Origin of the sequence: Jejuia spongiicola, assembly GCF_023502325.1 — a bacterium.
Taxonomy (GTDB): Bacteria; Bacteroidota; Bacteroidia; order Flavobacteriales; family Flavobacteriaceae; genus Wocania_A; species Wocania_A spongiicola.
On the sequence record NZ_JAMFLZ010000007.1, the window covers coordinates 124369 to 141489 of the forward strand.

General features: G+C 32.9%; 13 protein-coding genes and 1 tRNA gene. 2 read left to right on the plus strand and 12 right to left on the minus strand.

Annotation, left to right across the window (positions count from 1 at the left end; genetic code table 11):
- Window positions 1-146: 146 nt before the first annotated feature.
- From serS to M3P09_RS14950, 3 genes are read right to left on the minus strand one after another with little or no spacing between them, the layout of a single operon-like run.
- Window positions 147-1418, minus strand: coding sequence for a serine--tRNA ligase (gene serS, locus M3P09_RS14940; protein ID WP_249973757.1), 1272 nt, complete (start codon window positions 1416-1418; stop codon window positions 147-149).
- 44 nt (window positions 1419-1462) lie between these two features.
- Complete coding sequence (locus tag M3P09_RS14945) at window positions 1463-2779, minus strand: HTTM domain-containing protein (protein WP_249973758.1); 1317 nt, start codon at window positions 2777-2779, stop codon at window positions 1463-1465.
- Entirely contained in the window at window positions 2769-3707 is a 939-nt protein-coding gene (locus tag M3P09_RS14950) for a bifunctional riboflavin kinase/FAD synthetase (RefSeq protein WP_249973759.1), read from the minus strand. Before M3P09_RS14950 ends, M3P09_RS14945 begins: the two co-directional genes overlap by 11 nt.
- An 82-nt stretch (window positions 3708-3789) precedes the next feature.
- Here M3P09_RS14950 and M3P09_RS14955 point away from each other — a divergent pair, with 82 nt between their 5' ends.
- Complete coding sequence (locus tag M3P09_RS14955; RefSeq protein ID WP_249973760.1) at window positions 3790-6834, plus strand: zinc-dependent metalloprotease; 3045 nt, start codon at window positions 3790-3792, stop codon at window positions 6832-6834.
- Window positions 6835-6865: 31 nt separating this feature from the next.
- Here M3P09_RS14955 and pth read toward each other — a convergent pair whose 3' ends face one another.
- The 3 genes from pth to M3P09_RS14970 form a co-directional block, all read right to left on the minus strand.
- The gene (pth, locus tag M3P09_RS14960) at window positions 6866-7492 is read right to left on the minus strand and encodes an aminoacyl-tRNA hydrolase (RefSeq protein WP_099565296.1); all 627 of its coding nucleotides are present in this window, start codon (window positions 7490-7492) and stop codon (window positions 6866-6868) included.
- Window positions 7493-7741: 249 nt separating this feature from the next.
- Entirely contained in the window at window positions 7742-8386 is a 645-nt protein-coding gene (locus M3P09_RS14965) for a 50S ribosomal protein L25/general stress protein Ctc (RefSeq protein WP_099565295.1), read from the minus strand.
- 26 nt (window positions 8387-8412) lie between these two features.
- Entirely contained in the window at window positions 8413-9354 is a 942-nt protein-coding gene (locus M3P09_RS14970) for a ribose-phosphate pyrophosphokinase (RefSeq protein ID WP_099565294.1), read from the minus strand.
- A gap of 145 nt (window positions 9355-9499) precedes the next feature.
- Here M3P09_RS14970 and M3P09_RS14975 point away from each other — a divergent pair.
- A tRNA-Leu gene (locus M3P09_RS14975) sits at window positions 9500-9581 on the plus strand.
- A gap of 44 nt (window positions 9582-9625) precedes the next feature.
- Here the strand turns inward: M3P09_RS14975 and M3P09_RS14980 are convergent.
- From M3P09_RS14980 to M3P09_RS15005, 6 genes are all read right to left on the minus strand, one after another.
- Complete coding sequence (locus tag M3P09_RS14980) at window positions 9626-10510, minus strand: phytanoyl-CoA dioxygenase family protein (protein ID WP_249973761.1); 885 nt, start codon at window positions 10508-10510, stop codon at window positions 9626-9628.
- Window positions 10511-10513: 3 nt separating this feature from the next.
- Window positions 10514-11644 carry a sialidase family protein gene (locus tag M3P09_RS14985; RefSeq protein WP_249973762.1) on the minus strand — a complete coding sequence of 377 codons (1131 nt, stop codon included), beginning with the start codon at window positions 11642-11644 and terminating at the stop codon, window positions 10514-10516.
- 79 nt (window positions 11645-11723) lie between these two features.
- The gene (locus M3P09_RS14990; RefSeq protein ID WP_249973763.1) at window positions 11724-13313 is read right to left on the minus strand and encodes an outer membrane protein assembly factor BamB family protein; all 1590 of its coding nucleotides are present in this window, start codon (window positions 13311-13313) and stop codon (window positions 11724-11726) included.
- Between the two features lie 10 nt (window positions 13314-13323).
- Window positions 13324-14343 (minus strand): cytochrome-c peroxidase, encoded by a 1020-nt coding sequence (locus M3P09_RS14995; RefSeq protein ID WP_249973764.1) that lies wholly within the window; start codon window positions 14341-14343, stop codon window positions 13324-13326.
- A gap of 111 nt (window positions 14344-14454) precedes the next feature.
- The gene (gene fucP, locus M3P09_RS15000) at window positions 14455-15741 is read right to left on the minus strand and encodes an L-fucose:H+ symporter permease (RefSeq protein WP_249973765.1); all 1287 of its coding nucleotides are present in this window, start codon (window positions 15739-15741) and stop codon (window positions 14455-14457) included.
- Between the two features lie 27 nt (window positions 15742-15768).
- On the minus strand, window positions 15769-17118 hold the full coding sequence (locus M3P09_RS15005) for a DUF1552 domain-containing protein (RefSeq protein ID WP_099565289.1): 1350 nt from the start codon (window positions 17116-17118) through the stop codon (window positions 15769-15771).
- Window positions 17119-17121 lie beyond the last annotated feature (3 nt).

Consider the following 17121-nt stretch of genomic DNA (forward strand, 5'->3'; position numbering starts at 1 on the left):
GCTAACTTCTAAAATATATTTTGATTAGCAAAAGAAATCAATACAAAATCGTTAAACGACATGGTTTATTTACACTTAATCGATTTAAAAGAATTAATTTTTAATTTTTTGTAAGTTTTAAGCTTCTTTTTATGAATTCTTAAAGCTTAATTAATGATTGAAAAACCTGTATAAGATTGCAACACTTCTGGAATTACAATACCATCTTTTGTTTGATAATTTTCCAAAATTCCGGCAAGTACTCTTGGTAATGCTAAAGCGCTTCCATTTAAGGTATGAGCTAGTTCGTTTTTACCATTACTATTTTTAAATCTCAATTTTAAACGATTAGCTTGAAAGGTTTCAAAGTTAGATATAGAAGATATTTCTAACCATCTGTCTTGTGCTGTAGAAAACACCTCAAAGTCGTACGTTAAAGCCGATGTGAAACCTAAATCTCCACCACAAAGTTTTAAAATTCTGTATGGTAATTTTAGTTCTTGTAAAATGGTTTTTACGTGGTTTACCATCCCATCTAAAGCTTTGTAAGACTCTGTTGGGTGTTCAACTCGCAAAATTTCAACCTTATCAAATTGATGTAACCTGTTTAAGCCTCTAACGTGTGCACCATAACTTCCTGCTTCACGACGGAAACACGGAGTATAACCAGTAATACTTATAGGTAATTCGTTTTCTTTTAAAACAACATCTCTAAAAATATTGGTTCCTGGTACTTCGGCAGTTGGTATTAAATATAAGTTATCTTCAGTAACATGATACATTTGCCCTTCTTTATCTGGTAATTGACCTGTACCAAAGCCTGAAGCTTCGTTAACTAAATGTGGTAATTGATATTCAGTATAACCTGCTGCAGTGTTTTTATCTAAAAAATAAGCAATTAAAGCGCGTTGTAATCTTGCACCTTTACCTTTATAAACAGGAAATCCTGCTCCAGTAATTTTATTGCCTAATTCAAAATCTATAATATCGTACTTCTTTGCTAATTCCCAGTGCGCTAATGCATCATCATGCAAAACAGGTATGTCTCCTTCTCTAAAAACTTCTTCATTATCTTCATCGGTATTTCCTGAAGGAACAATTTCATTTGGGACGTTTGGGATTTTATATAGTAACTGATTTAATGCTTCAACTTTATTACTAAGTGACTCATTAAGCTCTTTAGATTTATCTCTTAATTGGGTCGTTTTTTCTTTTAAAACATTTGCTTTTTCAGCTTCACCAGATTTGTACAAAATTCCAATTTCTTTAGATAAAGTATTTGATTCTGCCAAGATATTATCTAATTCTGACTGCAACCTTTTTCTGTCTTCATCAAAAATAATAACCTCATCAATCATTTGCGTAGCATCAATATTTCTTTTTGCCAATCGTGCAATTACCAAATCTTTGTTTTCTCTAATAAAAGGGACTTGTAACATGAGTAAAAAATTTAAGCGACAAATTTAATGAATTACATATATAATCACTGCTCTTTTGATGGTAAAATCCAATCGCTATGTTTAAAATAATTCCAAGAAACATTGGCTATATCAACATCCGGATTTATAAGTTGTTTATACGGTTTCCCATTAACACTTACTTTACAGTTTACATAAACCGAAACATCTTGTCCGTCTTTACTAAATTGTTCTTTCAGTTTTTGCGAAAACTGCCAAATGGCATCTGGTTTCGTGCTTACTATTCGTTTTTGTTTTATGGTTAAATAATTATCTAAATTAACTGTGTAACTATATCCAGTTACTTTATTTTCAACTCTATAGGTTGCTGTTCCGCTTTTGGTTCTAAGCATCATACGCCATGCAAGCCTATGTCCTTCCTCAGTCCAAAGCACATTATCTTTAATAAAATGATGTCGCAATGGTAATCCTATTTGAAATAAAAAAAATATTGTAAATAAGGTAATTAATGGTGTTTTATATTTTGGAACAATAACCTCATCATTATTATAAAAGAGTTTCTTTTTTAAGAATAACTTTTGAATGGTTTCAGAATTGAAAAAAAATAGCGTGAAAGCTAATGCCAAATATGGAAAAATACCTATTTGAAAAACAATGGAATTAAACAAATGAAAGAAAATAGATATTATAAATGCCCATTTTCTAGTTGGCTTAAACAGTAATAACGGAATGATTAGCCCATCAAACAAAATACCTCCATAGGCTAAAATGTAATGCAACCATTTTTGCTGAAGAAGTTCGCCAACTAAAACGTAGTTTTGCTTGCTCTTCATTAGCAGTTCCATAACATCAGTATTTAACCAATCTGGATATATTTTTGCTACTGAAGCATAGGTATAAACGATAAATAGTTGAAACACAAAAACCAAACTGCACCACCGTGGCATTGAGTAACGTTTAATTTTTGGATTTAGTTTTGCGTCAATAGATGCATAAGTATTTGTTGGCATAAAAACCATAATACTACTCATAAGCATTAATAAATAGTAATGATTATTATATGATGATTTTTGCATTAAATAAGTAGCTGTCCACATTATTGTAAAAGCTAAAATGCCTAACCTATATTTATACCCAAACATAATAAATAAGGCAAACACCCCCATAATTATATAGTACAAATACATCCAATTATCAGGTAATGGTTGCAACCATTCAAAACCTATAAATGAAAATGTAAATTGAGAATCGATAAAAACACGCTTTACCCAACCTGTGAAAATAGCACCAATCGATTCAAGAAAACAAAGTAATCCAAAAAGGATTCTGAAAATTATTAAAGCTGAATTATCAATATGTTTAAATAAAAAACTATTTAACATGGTATTTTGCTATATAAGCTAATGCCGTTTTTTTATCTTTTGCTAATTGCAGTTTTAAAGCATCAACTGATTCAAATTTTTGTTCGTCTCGAATACGTTTATGCAGATCTATTTGAATAATTTCGTTGTAAATATTTTTATTGAAATTAAAAAAATGAACCTCGATACTTTCTGTATTTCCATCAACAGTTGGATTAATCCCAATATTTAGCATACCAAAGATTTTTTCATCATTAATTACTGAGCTTACAATATAAGATCCATATTTAGGAATAAGTTTATAGCCCTCTTTAACTTTTATATTGGCTGTAGAAAACCCTAACTGCCTACCTAATCCTTTACCTTCAACTACAGTTCCTGTAATCATAAAAGCGTATCCTAAAAATGTATTCGCTTTAGTAATATCTCCTTCGTCAAGAGCCTTTCTTATTTTAGTAGAACTTACTGCAACTTCGTTTATATCTTGAGCTGAAATTTCTTCTACATCAAAATTATACGCTTTTCCAAATCGTTTTAAATCTTCAATATTCGCGTTTCTATTTCTACCAAACCTATGGTCGTAACCTATAATTACTTTTTTAGCATGTAATTTATCTACCAGAATTTGTTTGACAAAATCCTCTGCTGTAAATCTTGAAAATTCTTTAGTGAATTTTTTAATAAGCAAGTAATCCAAACCTAATGCGTCTAATATGGCATGACGTTCGTCAATAGTGTTTATTAGTTTTATTGTTGAGTCTTTTTGCAACACCATACGTGGATGAGGAAAAAAGGTAAGAATAACAGATTTTAACCCTTTTATTTTACCCGCATTAATTAAGCGTTTAACAATTTTTTGATGCCCAATATGTACTCCATCAAAAGTTCCAATAGTAACTACTGCTGGCTCTTTTGATTTGTAATTTTCAATTTTCTTTGTACTGTCCATTTAACGAATAAAATTGCACGTTTCGTCTTAAAAATTTAGATTTGTTAACAATTCAACAATAAATTGCCCAAAAAACACCTTTATGAAAGCAAAACTACATTATGTTTTATCAATAGCAATATTTTTGTTTGTATTTTCAGTTTCTGCTCAAAATTCTACATGGAAGAAAATAGAAAACACGAATAATTCTGAGAATTTATCAAAGCTAAATTTAAGCAATAGTAAAGTTCACTTATTTAAACTTAATTCTGCTTTATTAAATAAGGATGTTTCTTCTACACCTTTAAGAAGTTCTTCAAAAAAAACATCAAGTAAAATAGTTAGTATTCCAGGGTTAGATGGTGAACTTGAAAATTTTATTCTTTATGAAGCACCTGTTTTTGCTCCTGAACTTGCTGCAAAATATCCAAATATAAAATCGTATGTAGGTATTAGTACAAAAGATTCTAAAACACGTTTAAGAATGAGTGTTTCTCCTCAAGGTGTACAAACTATGATCTCTTCTATCGATAAACCAACTGTGTTTATGCAGCCTATTAAAAAAGGCTCTGATGAATATGTTTTATATGAAAAGTATTCAAAGAATAAATTAACAGACCGTTTTGAATGTAAAACCATAGACGAACTAAATGAAACCTTAAGTAAGTCTAGTAAATCATTCGTAAATGAAGGTGGGGCAAATAACAAAACTTTACAAAAATTTAGAATAGCTGTATCTGTAACAGGAGAATATACTGCATATCACGGCGGTAACGTTGCTGGGGCTTTGGCAGCTATAAATGCTAGTTTAACTCGTGTAAATCAGGTTTTTGAAACTGATATGGCCGTAACTTTTGAGCTTATTGCAACTAATAATCTGGTTATTTATACAAATGCAGCCTCAGACCCTTATTCTGATGCCAGTGTTGGAACGGATTCTGCTAATTCTAATAATACAAATGGCTGGAGCTTACAAGTTCAAAATACATTAACAAGTGTCCTTGGTAACGCAGCTTATGATATTGGACATTTGTTTGGTGCCTCTGGTGGTGGCGGAAATGCAGGCTGTATTGGGTGCGTTTGTAGAAATGATACTGGGAGTTCAACTGACAAAAACAAAGGTAGCGCTTATACATCTCCTTCAAATAGTGTTCCTGAAGGTGACACTTTTGATATTGATTATGTAGCACATGAGATTGGGCATCAAATGGGTGCAAACCACACATGGGCTTTTGACTCTGAAGGAACTGGTGTAAATTCTGAACCTGGTAGTGGGACAACCATAATGGGTTATGCTGGAATTACAGGTGCTAATAATGTGGCTTTAAATAGTGATGACTATTTTCATTATCAAAGCATAAAACAAATATTAGATAATATAGCAACTAAAAGTTGCCAAACTACTGAACCTATTGCTAACAATCCACCAGTTGCTGATGCTGGAAGCGATTATTATATCCCAAAAGGTACTGCCTATATTCTAAAAGGGGCCGCAACAGATATTGATGGGAGTGATAATTTAACTTATTGCTGGGAGCAAATAGATAGTGGCATAACTAGCAATCAAAATTTTGGACCTACGCTAAACTTTGGCTCTATGAACCGATCATTACCACCGTCTGGATCTACTGATAGGTACATCCCAAAGCTTTCTAGTGTTTTAGCTGGTAACACAACTCAATCTGCTCCTACATTAGGAAGTGATTGGGAGACCGTTTCTACTGTTGCTAGAACTTTAAATTGGGCATTAACAGTTAGAGATAGAGCTCCTGCTTCTGCAACCGGAGGGCAAACCAGTTATGATAGAATGCAAATAATCGTTGAAGATGTTACTCCTTTTACCGTAAAAAACCCAGTTTCTTGGACTCAAGGGACAAATCAAACTATTGAATGGACTGTTGGGCAAACTACAAATGGAACTATAAACTGTCAAAATGTAAATATTAAACTCTCCACAAACGGTTCCAAGTTTCCAATAACTATTGCATCTAACACTCCTAATGATGGCTCTTTTACTTATACAGTGCCAGCAATGGCAAATACAACTAATGCAAGAATATTAGTTGAAGCTGCTGATAATATTTTTTATGATGTTTCTGATTTTGAATTTTCAATTTCTACTAACCCAGATTTTTTTATAGCTAATGAAGTTTTAACTCCTATTACCTGTGGAGGAACAACTGCAACCTTTACTTTTGATTATGTTGCAGCTAATGGTTTTAATGAGAATACAACATTTAGTGCTTCAGGAAACCCTGGTGCTTCAACAATTGCGTTCTCTCCAACTAGCAGAACTACTTCTGGGCCTGTTACTATGACCATATCTAACTTGGGTGCTGTGGCTCAAGATGATTACACTTTGAATATAATAACAACTCCAACGGTGACCCCCGCTAAAAATAGAGACATCGCTTTTCCGTTTTTTAATGGCAATTGCATCTCTGTTGGGAGTACAACTTATGGCACAAGCACAACTTTAGTACAATTTAATACTATTAACCAAGCTTCTGCAAAACCATCTGGTTATAGTGATTACATGTCCAGCCCTACAGATGTAAATAGAAATAGCTCATACAATTTAACAATTAATGCCAATACAGATGGTAATTTTACAACGGCTACTAAGGTTTGGATTGATTGGAATCAAAACTGTAGTTTTGATGATGCAGGTGAAGAATATAATTTAGGTGATGCCACCAATACTTCAGATGGTGCTACTGGCAATTCGCCTCTTTCTATTACAATACCCAACGACGCTACTTTAGGTAATACGATTATGAGGGTGTCAACAAAGTTTAAAGACGATGGACTGCCTACTTCTTGTGAAAATGGTTTTGATGGAGAAGTTGAAGATTATGCTCTTAACGTGCAAGTATCATTAGCTGTTGAAGAATTTGGTTTTGATAATTTTGCTGTTTTTCCAAATCCAAACAAAGGCGAATTTACTATAAAGCTTAACAGCTCATTATCTAGTAATGTTAATGTAGAGGTTTATGACTTAAGAGGAAGAAAAATTTATAAGAACAGATACAAAAACGCTGGAGATTTTAATGAGAAAATCAATTTAAATAATGTACAATCTGGAATGTACATTTTAAATGTAAGTGATGATAAACGAAAATCTACTAGAAAGATAATTGTTGAATAAATAAAAAAGGGAAGATAAAATCTTCCCTTTTTTATTTTCCATTAAAAGTATTCATAGTATTATTTATTCCTGCTAAAGCAAAAGATTTTATTAACTCTAACGATTTGTTTAAACGTTCTGGTAGTTTTTCATTCTCATCATCAGTCCATTCGCCTAGCACATAATCTATCTGTCTCCCTTTACTAAAAGTATCACTAATTCCAAATCTAAAACGATTGTATTTTGTTGTATTAAGTTTGTCTTGAATATCCTTAAGCCCATTATGCCCTCCATCGCTTCCTTTAGTTTTTAAACGAATACTTCCAAAGGGTAAATTCAAATCATCAGTAATTACTAATAGGTTTTCTAATGGAATTTTCTCTTTCGTTAGCCAATACAAAACGGCTTTCCCGCTTAAATTCATATACGTACTTGGTTTTAAAAAGATAAAGGTCCTTCCCTTTAGTTTATAGGTTGCAATATCTCCTAATTTTTGGGTTTCAAAAGTAATCTCTTCAGTTTTAGCAAAAAAATCTAAAACTTTAAAGCCAATATTATGCCTAGTATTTTGGTACTTTTCCCCAATATTACCTAAACCAACTATTAAATACTTTTTCATAGGATCTTGCTCTTCAGTTTGCTTTTTCTTTTTAAATAAATTTAACAAAAATTGCCACATGGTATTTTTATTTTAAGCTAAAATACATTAAACATGCCAAAATTTTATGATTGGTATGGTTTATGGCAGGTTACTCGCGTTAGGGATAGTAATGAAAAGCCCACAACGAGGTACGAGCGAGGACTTGTATTGAATAGCCCGACCCCTCCTTAGTGTGGTAACGCCCAAACATTATTTTTTACTTTTTGAAAATAAAAAAGCATCCTGAATAAACCAGAATGCTTTGTATTATTTAATTAAGAATATGTTCTATTCTTGAGCTGCTGGTGCTTCTGCTCCCTCTGCTGCTGCTCCTTCTGCTGCTGCTCCTTCTTCAGTTTCTTCTTCTTCCTCTTCATCTTCAACTGCTACTCTTGAAGTCTTAATTTGACATACTACAGTATTGTCCGAATGTAAAAAAGTGTAGTTCTCGCTTGGCAATTCACCAACGGCAACTTTATCACCTATTTTAAGTGGCGTAATATCTATCTCTATAAAATCTGGTAAGTTAGCTGGAAGCGCTTTAATACGTAGTTTACGATTGTTTCTTCTTAACACACCACCATTTTTAACTCCTCTAGAGTTTCCTACAAGTTGAACAGGAATATTTAAAGCGATTTCTTTGTCTTCAAATAACTGGTAGAAATCTACGTGTAAAATTCTGTCTGTCACAGGGTGAAATTGAATGTCTTGAAGTACTGCATTTAAAGTTTCTCCGTTATCTAGAGCAATCACAACTGTATGCGCATTTGGCGTGTATACAAGTTTAGAGAAAGCTAATTCTGGTGCAGAGAAATGCACTGGTTTATCTCCTCCGTATAATACGCAAGGAACCTGACCAGCATTACGTAAGGCTTTTGTTGCTTTTTTGCCTACGCTTTCTCTTTGAGATCCGTTGATTGTAATTGATTTCATTTTCTATTTATATATTAATTATTAATTTACATTACAAATTGAGAACTAATTGATTTATTATGGTGCACTTTATGCATAACGTTTGCAAATAAATCTGCACAGCTCAATACTTTTACTTTACTACTTTGTTGTTGTAGCGGAATTGAATCTGTTACTATTAATTCTTCTAATTTTGAGTTTTCTAATTTTTCATAAGCATTCCCAGATAATATAGGATGTGTACAAATGGCTCTTACACTTAAAGCGCCTCTTTCCATCATTAAATCTGCGGCTTTTGTTAAAGTTCCTGCTGTATCTACCATATCATCAACTAACACCACATTTTTACCTTCAACATTACCAATTAATTCCATATGCGAAATAACATTAGCTTTAGCTCTTTGTTTATAACAAATTACTACATCACTCTCTAATGCTTTTGAATATGCATAAGCTCTTTTAGAACCTCCCATATCTGGCGAAGCAATGGTTAAATTATCTAAACCAAGGCTTTTTAAGTATGGTAAAAATATAGTTGACGCAAACAAATGATCTACAGGTTTTTCAAAAAATCCTTGTATTTGATCTGCGTGCAAATCCATAGTAATAATACGAGTTGCTCCTGCTGCTTCTAACATTTTTGCTACTAATTTTGCAGCAATAGGAACTCTAGGCTTGTCTTTTCTGTCTTGTCTAGCCCAACCAAAGTATGGCATAACTGCAGTAATATGTCTTGCTGATGCTCGTTTAGCAGCATCAATCATTAACAATAGTTCCATTAAATTTTCAGAGCTTGGATTTGTTGATCCAATAATAAAAATTCGTGTACCTCTTATTGATTCTTCATAAGATGGCTGAAACTCACCATCACTATAGGTAGAGGTTATTACGCTCCCTAAATCTTCTCCATAAGCCTTAGCTATTTTTTCTGCTAAAGTTGTACTTTGTGTGCATGCAAATATTTTGGCTCGTGTTTTAATTTTTGTCATAACTAACTACTTGCTAATGAGTCGAAAAAGGTTACTTATTTTTAATGAGGTGCAAATTTAGGGATTTATTTGAATTCCAAAAGGATAAAAGCGACTATTTTAATAGTTAGGAGAAAAAATATTTTATATTTTTGCTCTCCAAAATGCTCAAGTGGCGGAATTGGTAGACGCGCTGGATTCAAAATCCAGTTCTTTCGAGAGTGTGGGTTCGACTCCCACCTTGAGTACAGATAAAAACCTCAACTATTTAGTTATAAATAGATTGAGGTTTTTATTTATTAGAATTATATATTAATGGGAAAAATTTACCTTCCATTTTATTTCCTTTCTTTATTATTGGTACTCCGGATAAAAGCTCATTATCTGAATTACTTAAAGTACCATCGGCAAATACATTAAGCACAAAAGCTCTTCTGCTATTTTCTGATTTGTTTTGGTACGAACCATGAACCATTAGCGGGTGATGAAAGGTTGCATATCCTTTTTTTAATTCAATTGGTTTTGGTTTAAACTCTGCTTTTTGTTCTACTGAAAGAAATTGTAAAAGGCCATTCATATCTCCGGCAATTTCTGGTGCTTGCAATAACCCCCATTTATGACTTTTGGGAACGTAATGCAAACAACCGTTATCTGTAGTTGCATCATCTAACGCTGTCCAGCATGTTAAATGTTGCATCTTAATGGTTCGTGTCCAATATGAATAATCTTGATGCCATGCCACGACACCTCCATGTTTTGCTGGTTTACAAAATAATTGATCATGCCAAAATCGTACAGATTTGTCACCTAACAATTGACTTGCAGCCATTACAAAAGCTGGATTCCAAAGTACGTCATGAAATGCTTCTGTAATACGCCAATGCCCTAAAGAATGAAATAAAACTTCGTCAGGATTAGCAGATTCGTTTGAATGAAATTCATAAAACAAATGGTGTGCAGGATGTTTTGGGTTTACAATTTCTGCTAATTCTTTATTTAAGACATCAACTTGCCAATCTTCCAGAAGTTTAATTCCAGAAACATATCCAAATTCGTTGTAATGCTGAATTTGTTCATCACTTAACTTGTATTGCTCCCACTCTTTATCAGATTTTGGCTGACTAAAAATAGTAGAAATTGATTTATGATAATCTGCTAAGTCTTTAGCAACATTCATAATTTATAATTTTATATAATTATCACTTCCATCGGTTAACCAATTTAATGAAAAACTTATAAACTCATTTTTTTTATAGTCATCTTTTTCAAAAAAGAGGCCTATGTCTCCATTCTTTAAAATGGTTAATGATGAATAGGCAGATGGTCCTGTATAAATAGTTTTACCTTTACTCCATGTTTTACCTTCATCATAGCTAATACGCACCGTCATGTTTACACGTCCTTTTACAGATTTTGCGTTAGAAAAAAGTAATCGATTTTTCTTGTAACCCTCTTTTTTTAAGGTATATCTAATTATGCTAGCGTTACATTCTGGGTCTTCAAGTTGAGTTTCTTGTTTTGTTACCCAAGTCTTTCCTTCATCAGTTGAAATATGAATATATCTGGTTCCTTTTTTATTATTTACTCTAGCATTGACCATCCAACTTCCATCTGCCAATTCAACAACTTTTGATTCGTTTGCAGGAGTTATTGGTGTGTTAAAAAGACTCCATGTTTTTCCATGGTCATCGCTTCCAAAAAGATGCATTCCACTATCTAAATTTACCATGCAATGGAGCAATTTACCTGTTCTGGTTTGAATGCCTCGACCAGAGGTTATAAATTTAAAATCGTTATGCCATTCTGGTTTTGCTATTTGCGAGGTAATATCCTCTGGTTTGCTCCAAGTTTTTCCATTATCTGAACTTTTCATGACATGCAAATAGTAAATGTCTTTTTCTGTATCTAAATTCATAAAATTATAAAACAGAAAAATATCGTCAGTCATTTTATCTACAATCATTGAAGGGTCTGAAGCCGACTTCCCTTCTGGGTAATCAATAATGGTTTCTATCGGTGTCCATGTTTTACCATTATCACTACTTCTTCGCATAACAATATTAATATCTTTACTCCATTTCAAATCTCCGCAAGATGGTACACGTTCATCTATTGCAGCAACTAAATCGCCATTTGGAGCTGTTACTATAGCAGGAATTCTGTAACAAGACACACCTTCTTGCATACCTGTATTGAATAACGGTACAAGTTTAGGCTTTTCTTCAATGACTTCGTTTCTGTTTTTGCTCTCTTTGCTTTTACACGAGAAAAGTATCAGCACTAACCCTAAAATTAAAGTGTTTTTTATCATAATTTTTGTTTCTATACACTAAATAACACAAATTTATGATAACTAAGGCTTTATAAAGGTCCTCTTTTAAAATTTGATATTATTTGCCAATACAAATAATCTCTTTCATTGTTCTATGGTAAATATTCCCATTTGCATAGCTTAATGAATTAACGGTCCATGTTTTACCTCTTTCTCCTAAATCATTTATAGCTACAATTGCAGATTCGTCTAGTTTCTTCGCGTTACTATCAATAACATAAACAATCCCTAAAGCATTTGTAAAATAAATATAGTTATTTATCATTATAGGCGACCCTAAAAAGCATTTTTGAAAGCCTCCTCCTCTAGTTCTATTATCAGAAGAATGTAATTGCCCTTGAGAGTTTAAGCCATCATTTGATTGTTTTTCCCAAACAAAACCGCCAGTTTCATTTATTTCTTCAGGAACTTCGAGATACTCTGTGTTTCCATTAACCATATTGTGTCTCTTAACAAATGGGTTGTAAAGCCCCATAAAATAAACATCATTTTCAACTTGAATGTTACAATGGTAATGGTAGTGATACTTACTTCCAAAATCTTTAATTTCTACATTTTTTAGAAGCTTATATTTTTTAGCTAGAGTATCATATTTATTAATATCAACAGTACGCATGTTATTTTGACTAATTAATTCTCCTGTTTTTGTATCAATAGTTAAGTGCGACTTACCTTCATAAAACCATGATGCTTTTTCCTTATTCCAATGTTGAGTGCTTAAAGCTCCCCAGCCAGAAATATTGTTTTTATCATTAGGTTCCCAATTCCATAACGCATCTCCTTGATTCTCTTTATCTAAATTAATTAGACTTAAACCAACTGGTCGCTCTGGTACGCTATGGGGACCCCCTCTACCAATTAGTATAGCTGGTTTATCATCATGAGTTTCTCCTAAAACCGGAGTATTGTAATTAGTTACAGCTTCTTTAGTTACCCACACCCTTTTTCCTGTTATTTTGTTAAAAGCGTGTAGATAGTTCCATTCTGTAGTTCTAACAGAATCGTTTTCTTCAGCAGGCTCTACATTTAAAATCAAATCTTTAAAAAGAATAGAATCAAACTGTTTGTTAAATGGCCGATTTGGTGTAACAGGAATTGGTTGCCATGTGCGTTTCCAAATTAAATTACCGCTCATTGAAAAGCAAGCCATTCCTCCACTTGCATTGATTGCCCAAACATGGTTCCCGTCTGTCATTGGAGTTGGTGTAGTTGCATCACTAAAACCATAATTATACTCACTTTCAATGATTCCTTTTACAGTTTTACTCCATAAGGTTTCGCCATTATTTGCATTTAAACAAAGTAAAATTATGTCTTTACTAGAAGCTCCACCTTTAAGCTCAGAATCTTTGGAGTATTTAGGATCATCATTTGGAGGGTTAATAGTAAAAAATATTTTATCATCCCAAATAGCAATCCCACTTTGACCTCCTTCTGGTAGTGATTTTTTCCATTTTATATTTTCTCCTGTTCTAACAGACCATTTGGTTGGGACTTTTAAAGCTGTTTCAACTTTCCAACTACCATCTGGACCTCCAGACATTGGCCATTGATTTTCGCTTCCATCAACTGTAACTACATTTTTTTTTGAAGTACTACAGGAAATTAATAGTCCACAACAAAATAATAATTTAAATAGCAGCTTCATTTTATATTTTTTAGTTTAATAAATACTTTGGTTCTTTTATGTAATCTTTAGGGATTTCTCCAGAAAGGGTACTTAAAAACAACTGAATTTTTAAGGCTTCTTCCTTATTAATTTCTAAACCTCTTTCATGTCTTCCCATTAGTTTTACAGCATACCACAATTGGCTAGCAGAAGCATCATGAAAATATGGGGCCGTTTTTTCAACATTCCTTAAAGGAGCAACTCTAAAAAACATTTTGTAAGCGGATATTTTTTTTATCCGATAATATCCCAAATCGTTCTTGTTAGGCCAATCTTCATTAATTCCTAATTTCTGGATCATTTGACCACCAAAATTTGACCCTGTATGACAAGAATAACAGCTTTTGGAGTTAAAAATGTATCCTCCTTCAATTTCTTCTTTTGATAAAGCGTTATTATTCCCTTTAATAAATAAATCAATCGGTGCTGGTGTTTCTAATCCCTTAATAAAGGCTTGTAACGCCTCAATTATATTATCAAAAGAAATAGCTTTATCGCTTTTAGGAAAGGCAGACCGGAACAAAGTATTATAAGTCGATACGTCTTCAAGTCTCTGCACAATTATATGTTCATCATTCACGTTCATTTCATAAGGGTTTATTAGTGAATGTCTTAATTTTTCTTTTAAACTAGTAATACCTCCATCGGCATTAAACATAGATAGTGTTGCTACATTATAAATAGTTGGAGTATCTCTAAATGTATTTCCATCTTCTTTCTCTTTGAGAAAAAAAGCTCCATTTGTTCCATTTTTTTTTAAATCATGGCAACTATTACAAGAGATTGTACTGTTTAAAGAAAGTCTTTTATCAAAATATAAGTGCCTTCCTAAATCAATCTTTTTTTGATTATCATTAAGATATTGATTATCCTGTTCTACAGGAACAAAATAGGGCATTAGTATTTCTCTTAAACTTTGCGCTTCTTGATTTATATTGGTTTGACTAGATATTTGAAAAGACAAACAAATAACAAAAAACAAAAATGTAAAAGCCTTATTAGAATACATTTAAATATTTAAGCTGTTTTTTTAATTTATTCAGTACTATAGATTTTTCTGATTATATCGTTCAGCACGAATAAAATACTATATTAATGTTGCACTCAATATTTGCATTTATTAAGCTTTTCGATTCGAGAATTTTTCAATTTTTAAACCATAAAACACCAAAATAATAAATGGAATAAGTGTACAGATATAAGAAATGTTTATCGAAGTTTTATCAATAACAAAACCTTGAACAGGGTTCATAATCCCTACAGCAATAATTGTCATTATAAGGCCAGAAGCTCCTATCTTAGTTTCTACAGAGGACAATCCTTGCAATCCAATACCATAAATAGTTGGAAATAATAATGACACACATCCACATACTAAAATTAAACACACTCCGCCTATGTTTCCTGGAAACAAAATGGCACAGATAGTAAAAAAGACAGCAAGACTAGACATGATTGCAAGAAGCTTATTTGGTTTGATAAATTTCATTAGCCATGTGCACACAAAACGCATTATCATAAAAAGAAAAACCCCATATGCTAAGAGTTCCCCTGCACGTCCACCTTTAACCAATTCACCAGCCTCTACATAATATTCTTTTAGATAAGGAATCATAAAGGCAAACGTTCCAAACTGAGCAGCCATAGCACAAAAAAGTGCGGCTATTGAAAATAAGTACCGCCGTTTTTTGAGGTTTTTACCAAAAACAGCGAAGAAGTTTTCGTCATCATCATCTTTATAAGCAGGCATTTTAGTTACACTAAAAATGACTAAAAAAACTACTGCGACAATTGCAATATAACTATAAGGTGAAGCAAGAATTTCTAACTCCTCAGTTTGCAAAGTTGCTAATTGTTTTACCGTCATATCAACTTTATCTTCAGCGCTTTTTAGGTTACTCAAAATAGCTTGTCCGGCTATAATTGTTCCAATCCATGATCCAAAAGGGAAAAATGATTGAGCAAGGTTTAACCTTTGTACTGCGGTTTTTTCGTCGCCCATTGCAATAATATATGGGTTTGCAGAGGTTTCTAAAAACGAAATTCCAGTTGCTAAAGTAAAAAGTGCTACTAAAAAATAATTGTATTCCTGAGCTTGACTTGCAGGAATAAATAGGTATGCACCAATAGCATACAATATAATACCAACCATTATAGTGGTTTTATAACTCGTTTTTTTAACTAAAAATGCGGCTGGAATTGCCCAAACAAAGTATGCTCCATAAAAAGCAGCCTGTACAAGTGAAGCTTGAAAGTTGCTCATTCCTTTAAAAATATCTTTAAATGCAGAAATGAGTGGCTCTGTCATACTGCCAGGAACGCCCCAAGCAAAAAACAAGAATGTGACAAGTACAAATGGTAATAACAGTTTTTTACTTACTATTGGCGCAGTCTTTTGGTTGGTCATATAAATTTTAAAAAATGAAATTATAAATTAAGATAAGATTTTAGGTAATTCTCCTGTGCTATCACCAAATGATTCTGTTTCAACACCAAGTTTGTTTAGCATGCTTACAAATAAATTCGCCATATGTACATGTTTAGGGTCAAAAACCTCATAAGAACCATGCTTAACACCTAGTTTCGATCCTCCAGCAAGGACTAACGGATAATTATTTGCATTATGTGTAGAGCAACAAGCACTTCCATATAAGACTAAAGTATTATCTAGTAAGGAGCCATGCTCGTCATGAGTGTTTTCCATTCTATCTAAGAAATAAGCAAATTGTTTAGATAACCATTGATCGTACTTTCCTAGACGTTCTTGATAACCTGTTTTCCTATCATGAGTCATACCATGATGTCCTGTTAAATTTAAAGTTAGTTTAGGAAAAGCATCAAAAAGCCCCATACCATCTTCACGCCCCATCATAAATGTCATAACCCGTGTTAAATCGGTTTGCAAACCAAGTATCATCAAGTCCATTGTTGAACGCAAATATGCTTCAGGGTTTACGGTAGCGTCCACATTCAAATTAATATAAGAGGCATCAAATTCTTTCATTGGAATATCCAACCACTTTTCATTTCGTTTTACTTGCTCTTCAATTGAATTTAAAGAAGACATGTATTCATCTAGCTTTACATTATCATTATACCCCAACTGTTTTTTAAGGCGTTTACTATCTTCTAAAACTAAGTCTACAATTTTTTTGTCTTGCTGCAAACTTTTACGTCTTTCAGCAGATGTAGCTCCTCCCGTTGGAGAAAAATAACGTTCAAAAATTTCTCTTTGTCGGTGTTCCGAAGGAATAGCTTTTCCTGTAGAATCAAATGATAGAGTTGAAGCTCTTGATTTGTAACCAACTCCACCATCAGTAGATAATGTTAATGATGGTATTCTTGTATACTTAGATAATTTTTGAGCCGCAACTTGATCCACAGAAATTGTATTTAAATACTTATCGCCTCTTAAATCTCCTCCAGTAAGGAAAGTATCTCCTGCCATATGGCCTAAAACATTTCGACTATTAGGGTGACTTAAACCTCCCAGTACCGATAATTTTTTTCGATAAGGCTCTAATGGAGATAATGAGTTTGTAAACTTATAATTTGTTCCTGTTGTATGAGGAAACCAATGCCATTGTGCATTTTTAGAATCTGCTCCAGGCGACATACTTACACCATTAGGAAAATACAAAATACAAAGTCTTTTTGGGGCTTTGGGAGCTGCAAAACTTGTTAGCGTTCCCATACCCATACATTCTAAATAAGGCAACATGCAAGCTGCACCTACACCTTTTATAAATGTTCTACGATCTAAATGCCATGATTTTTTTCCCATATC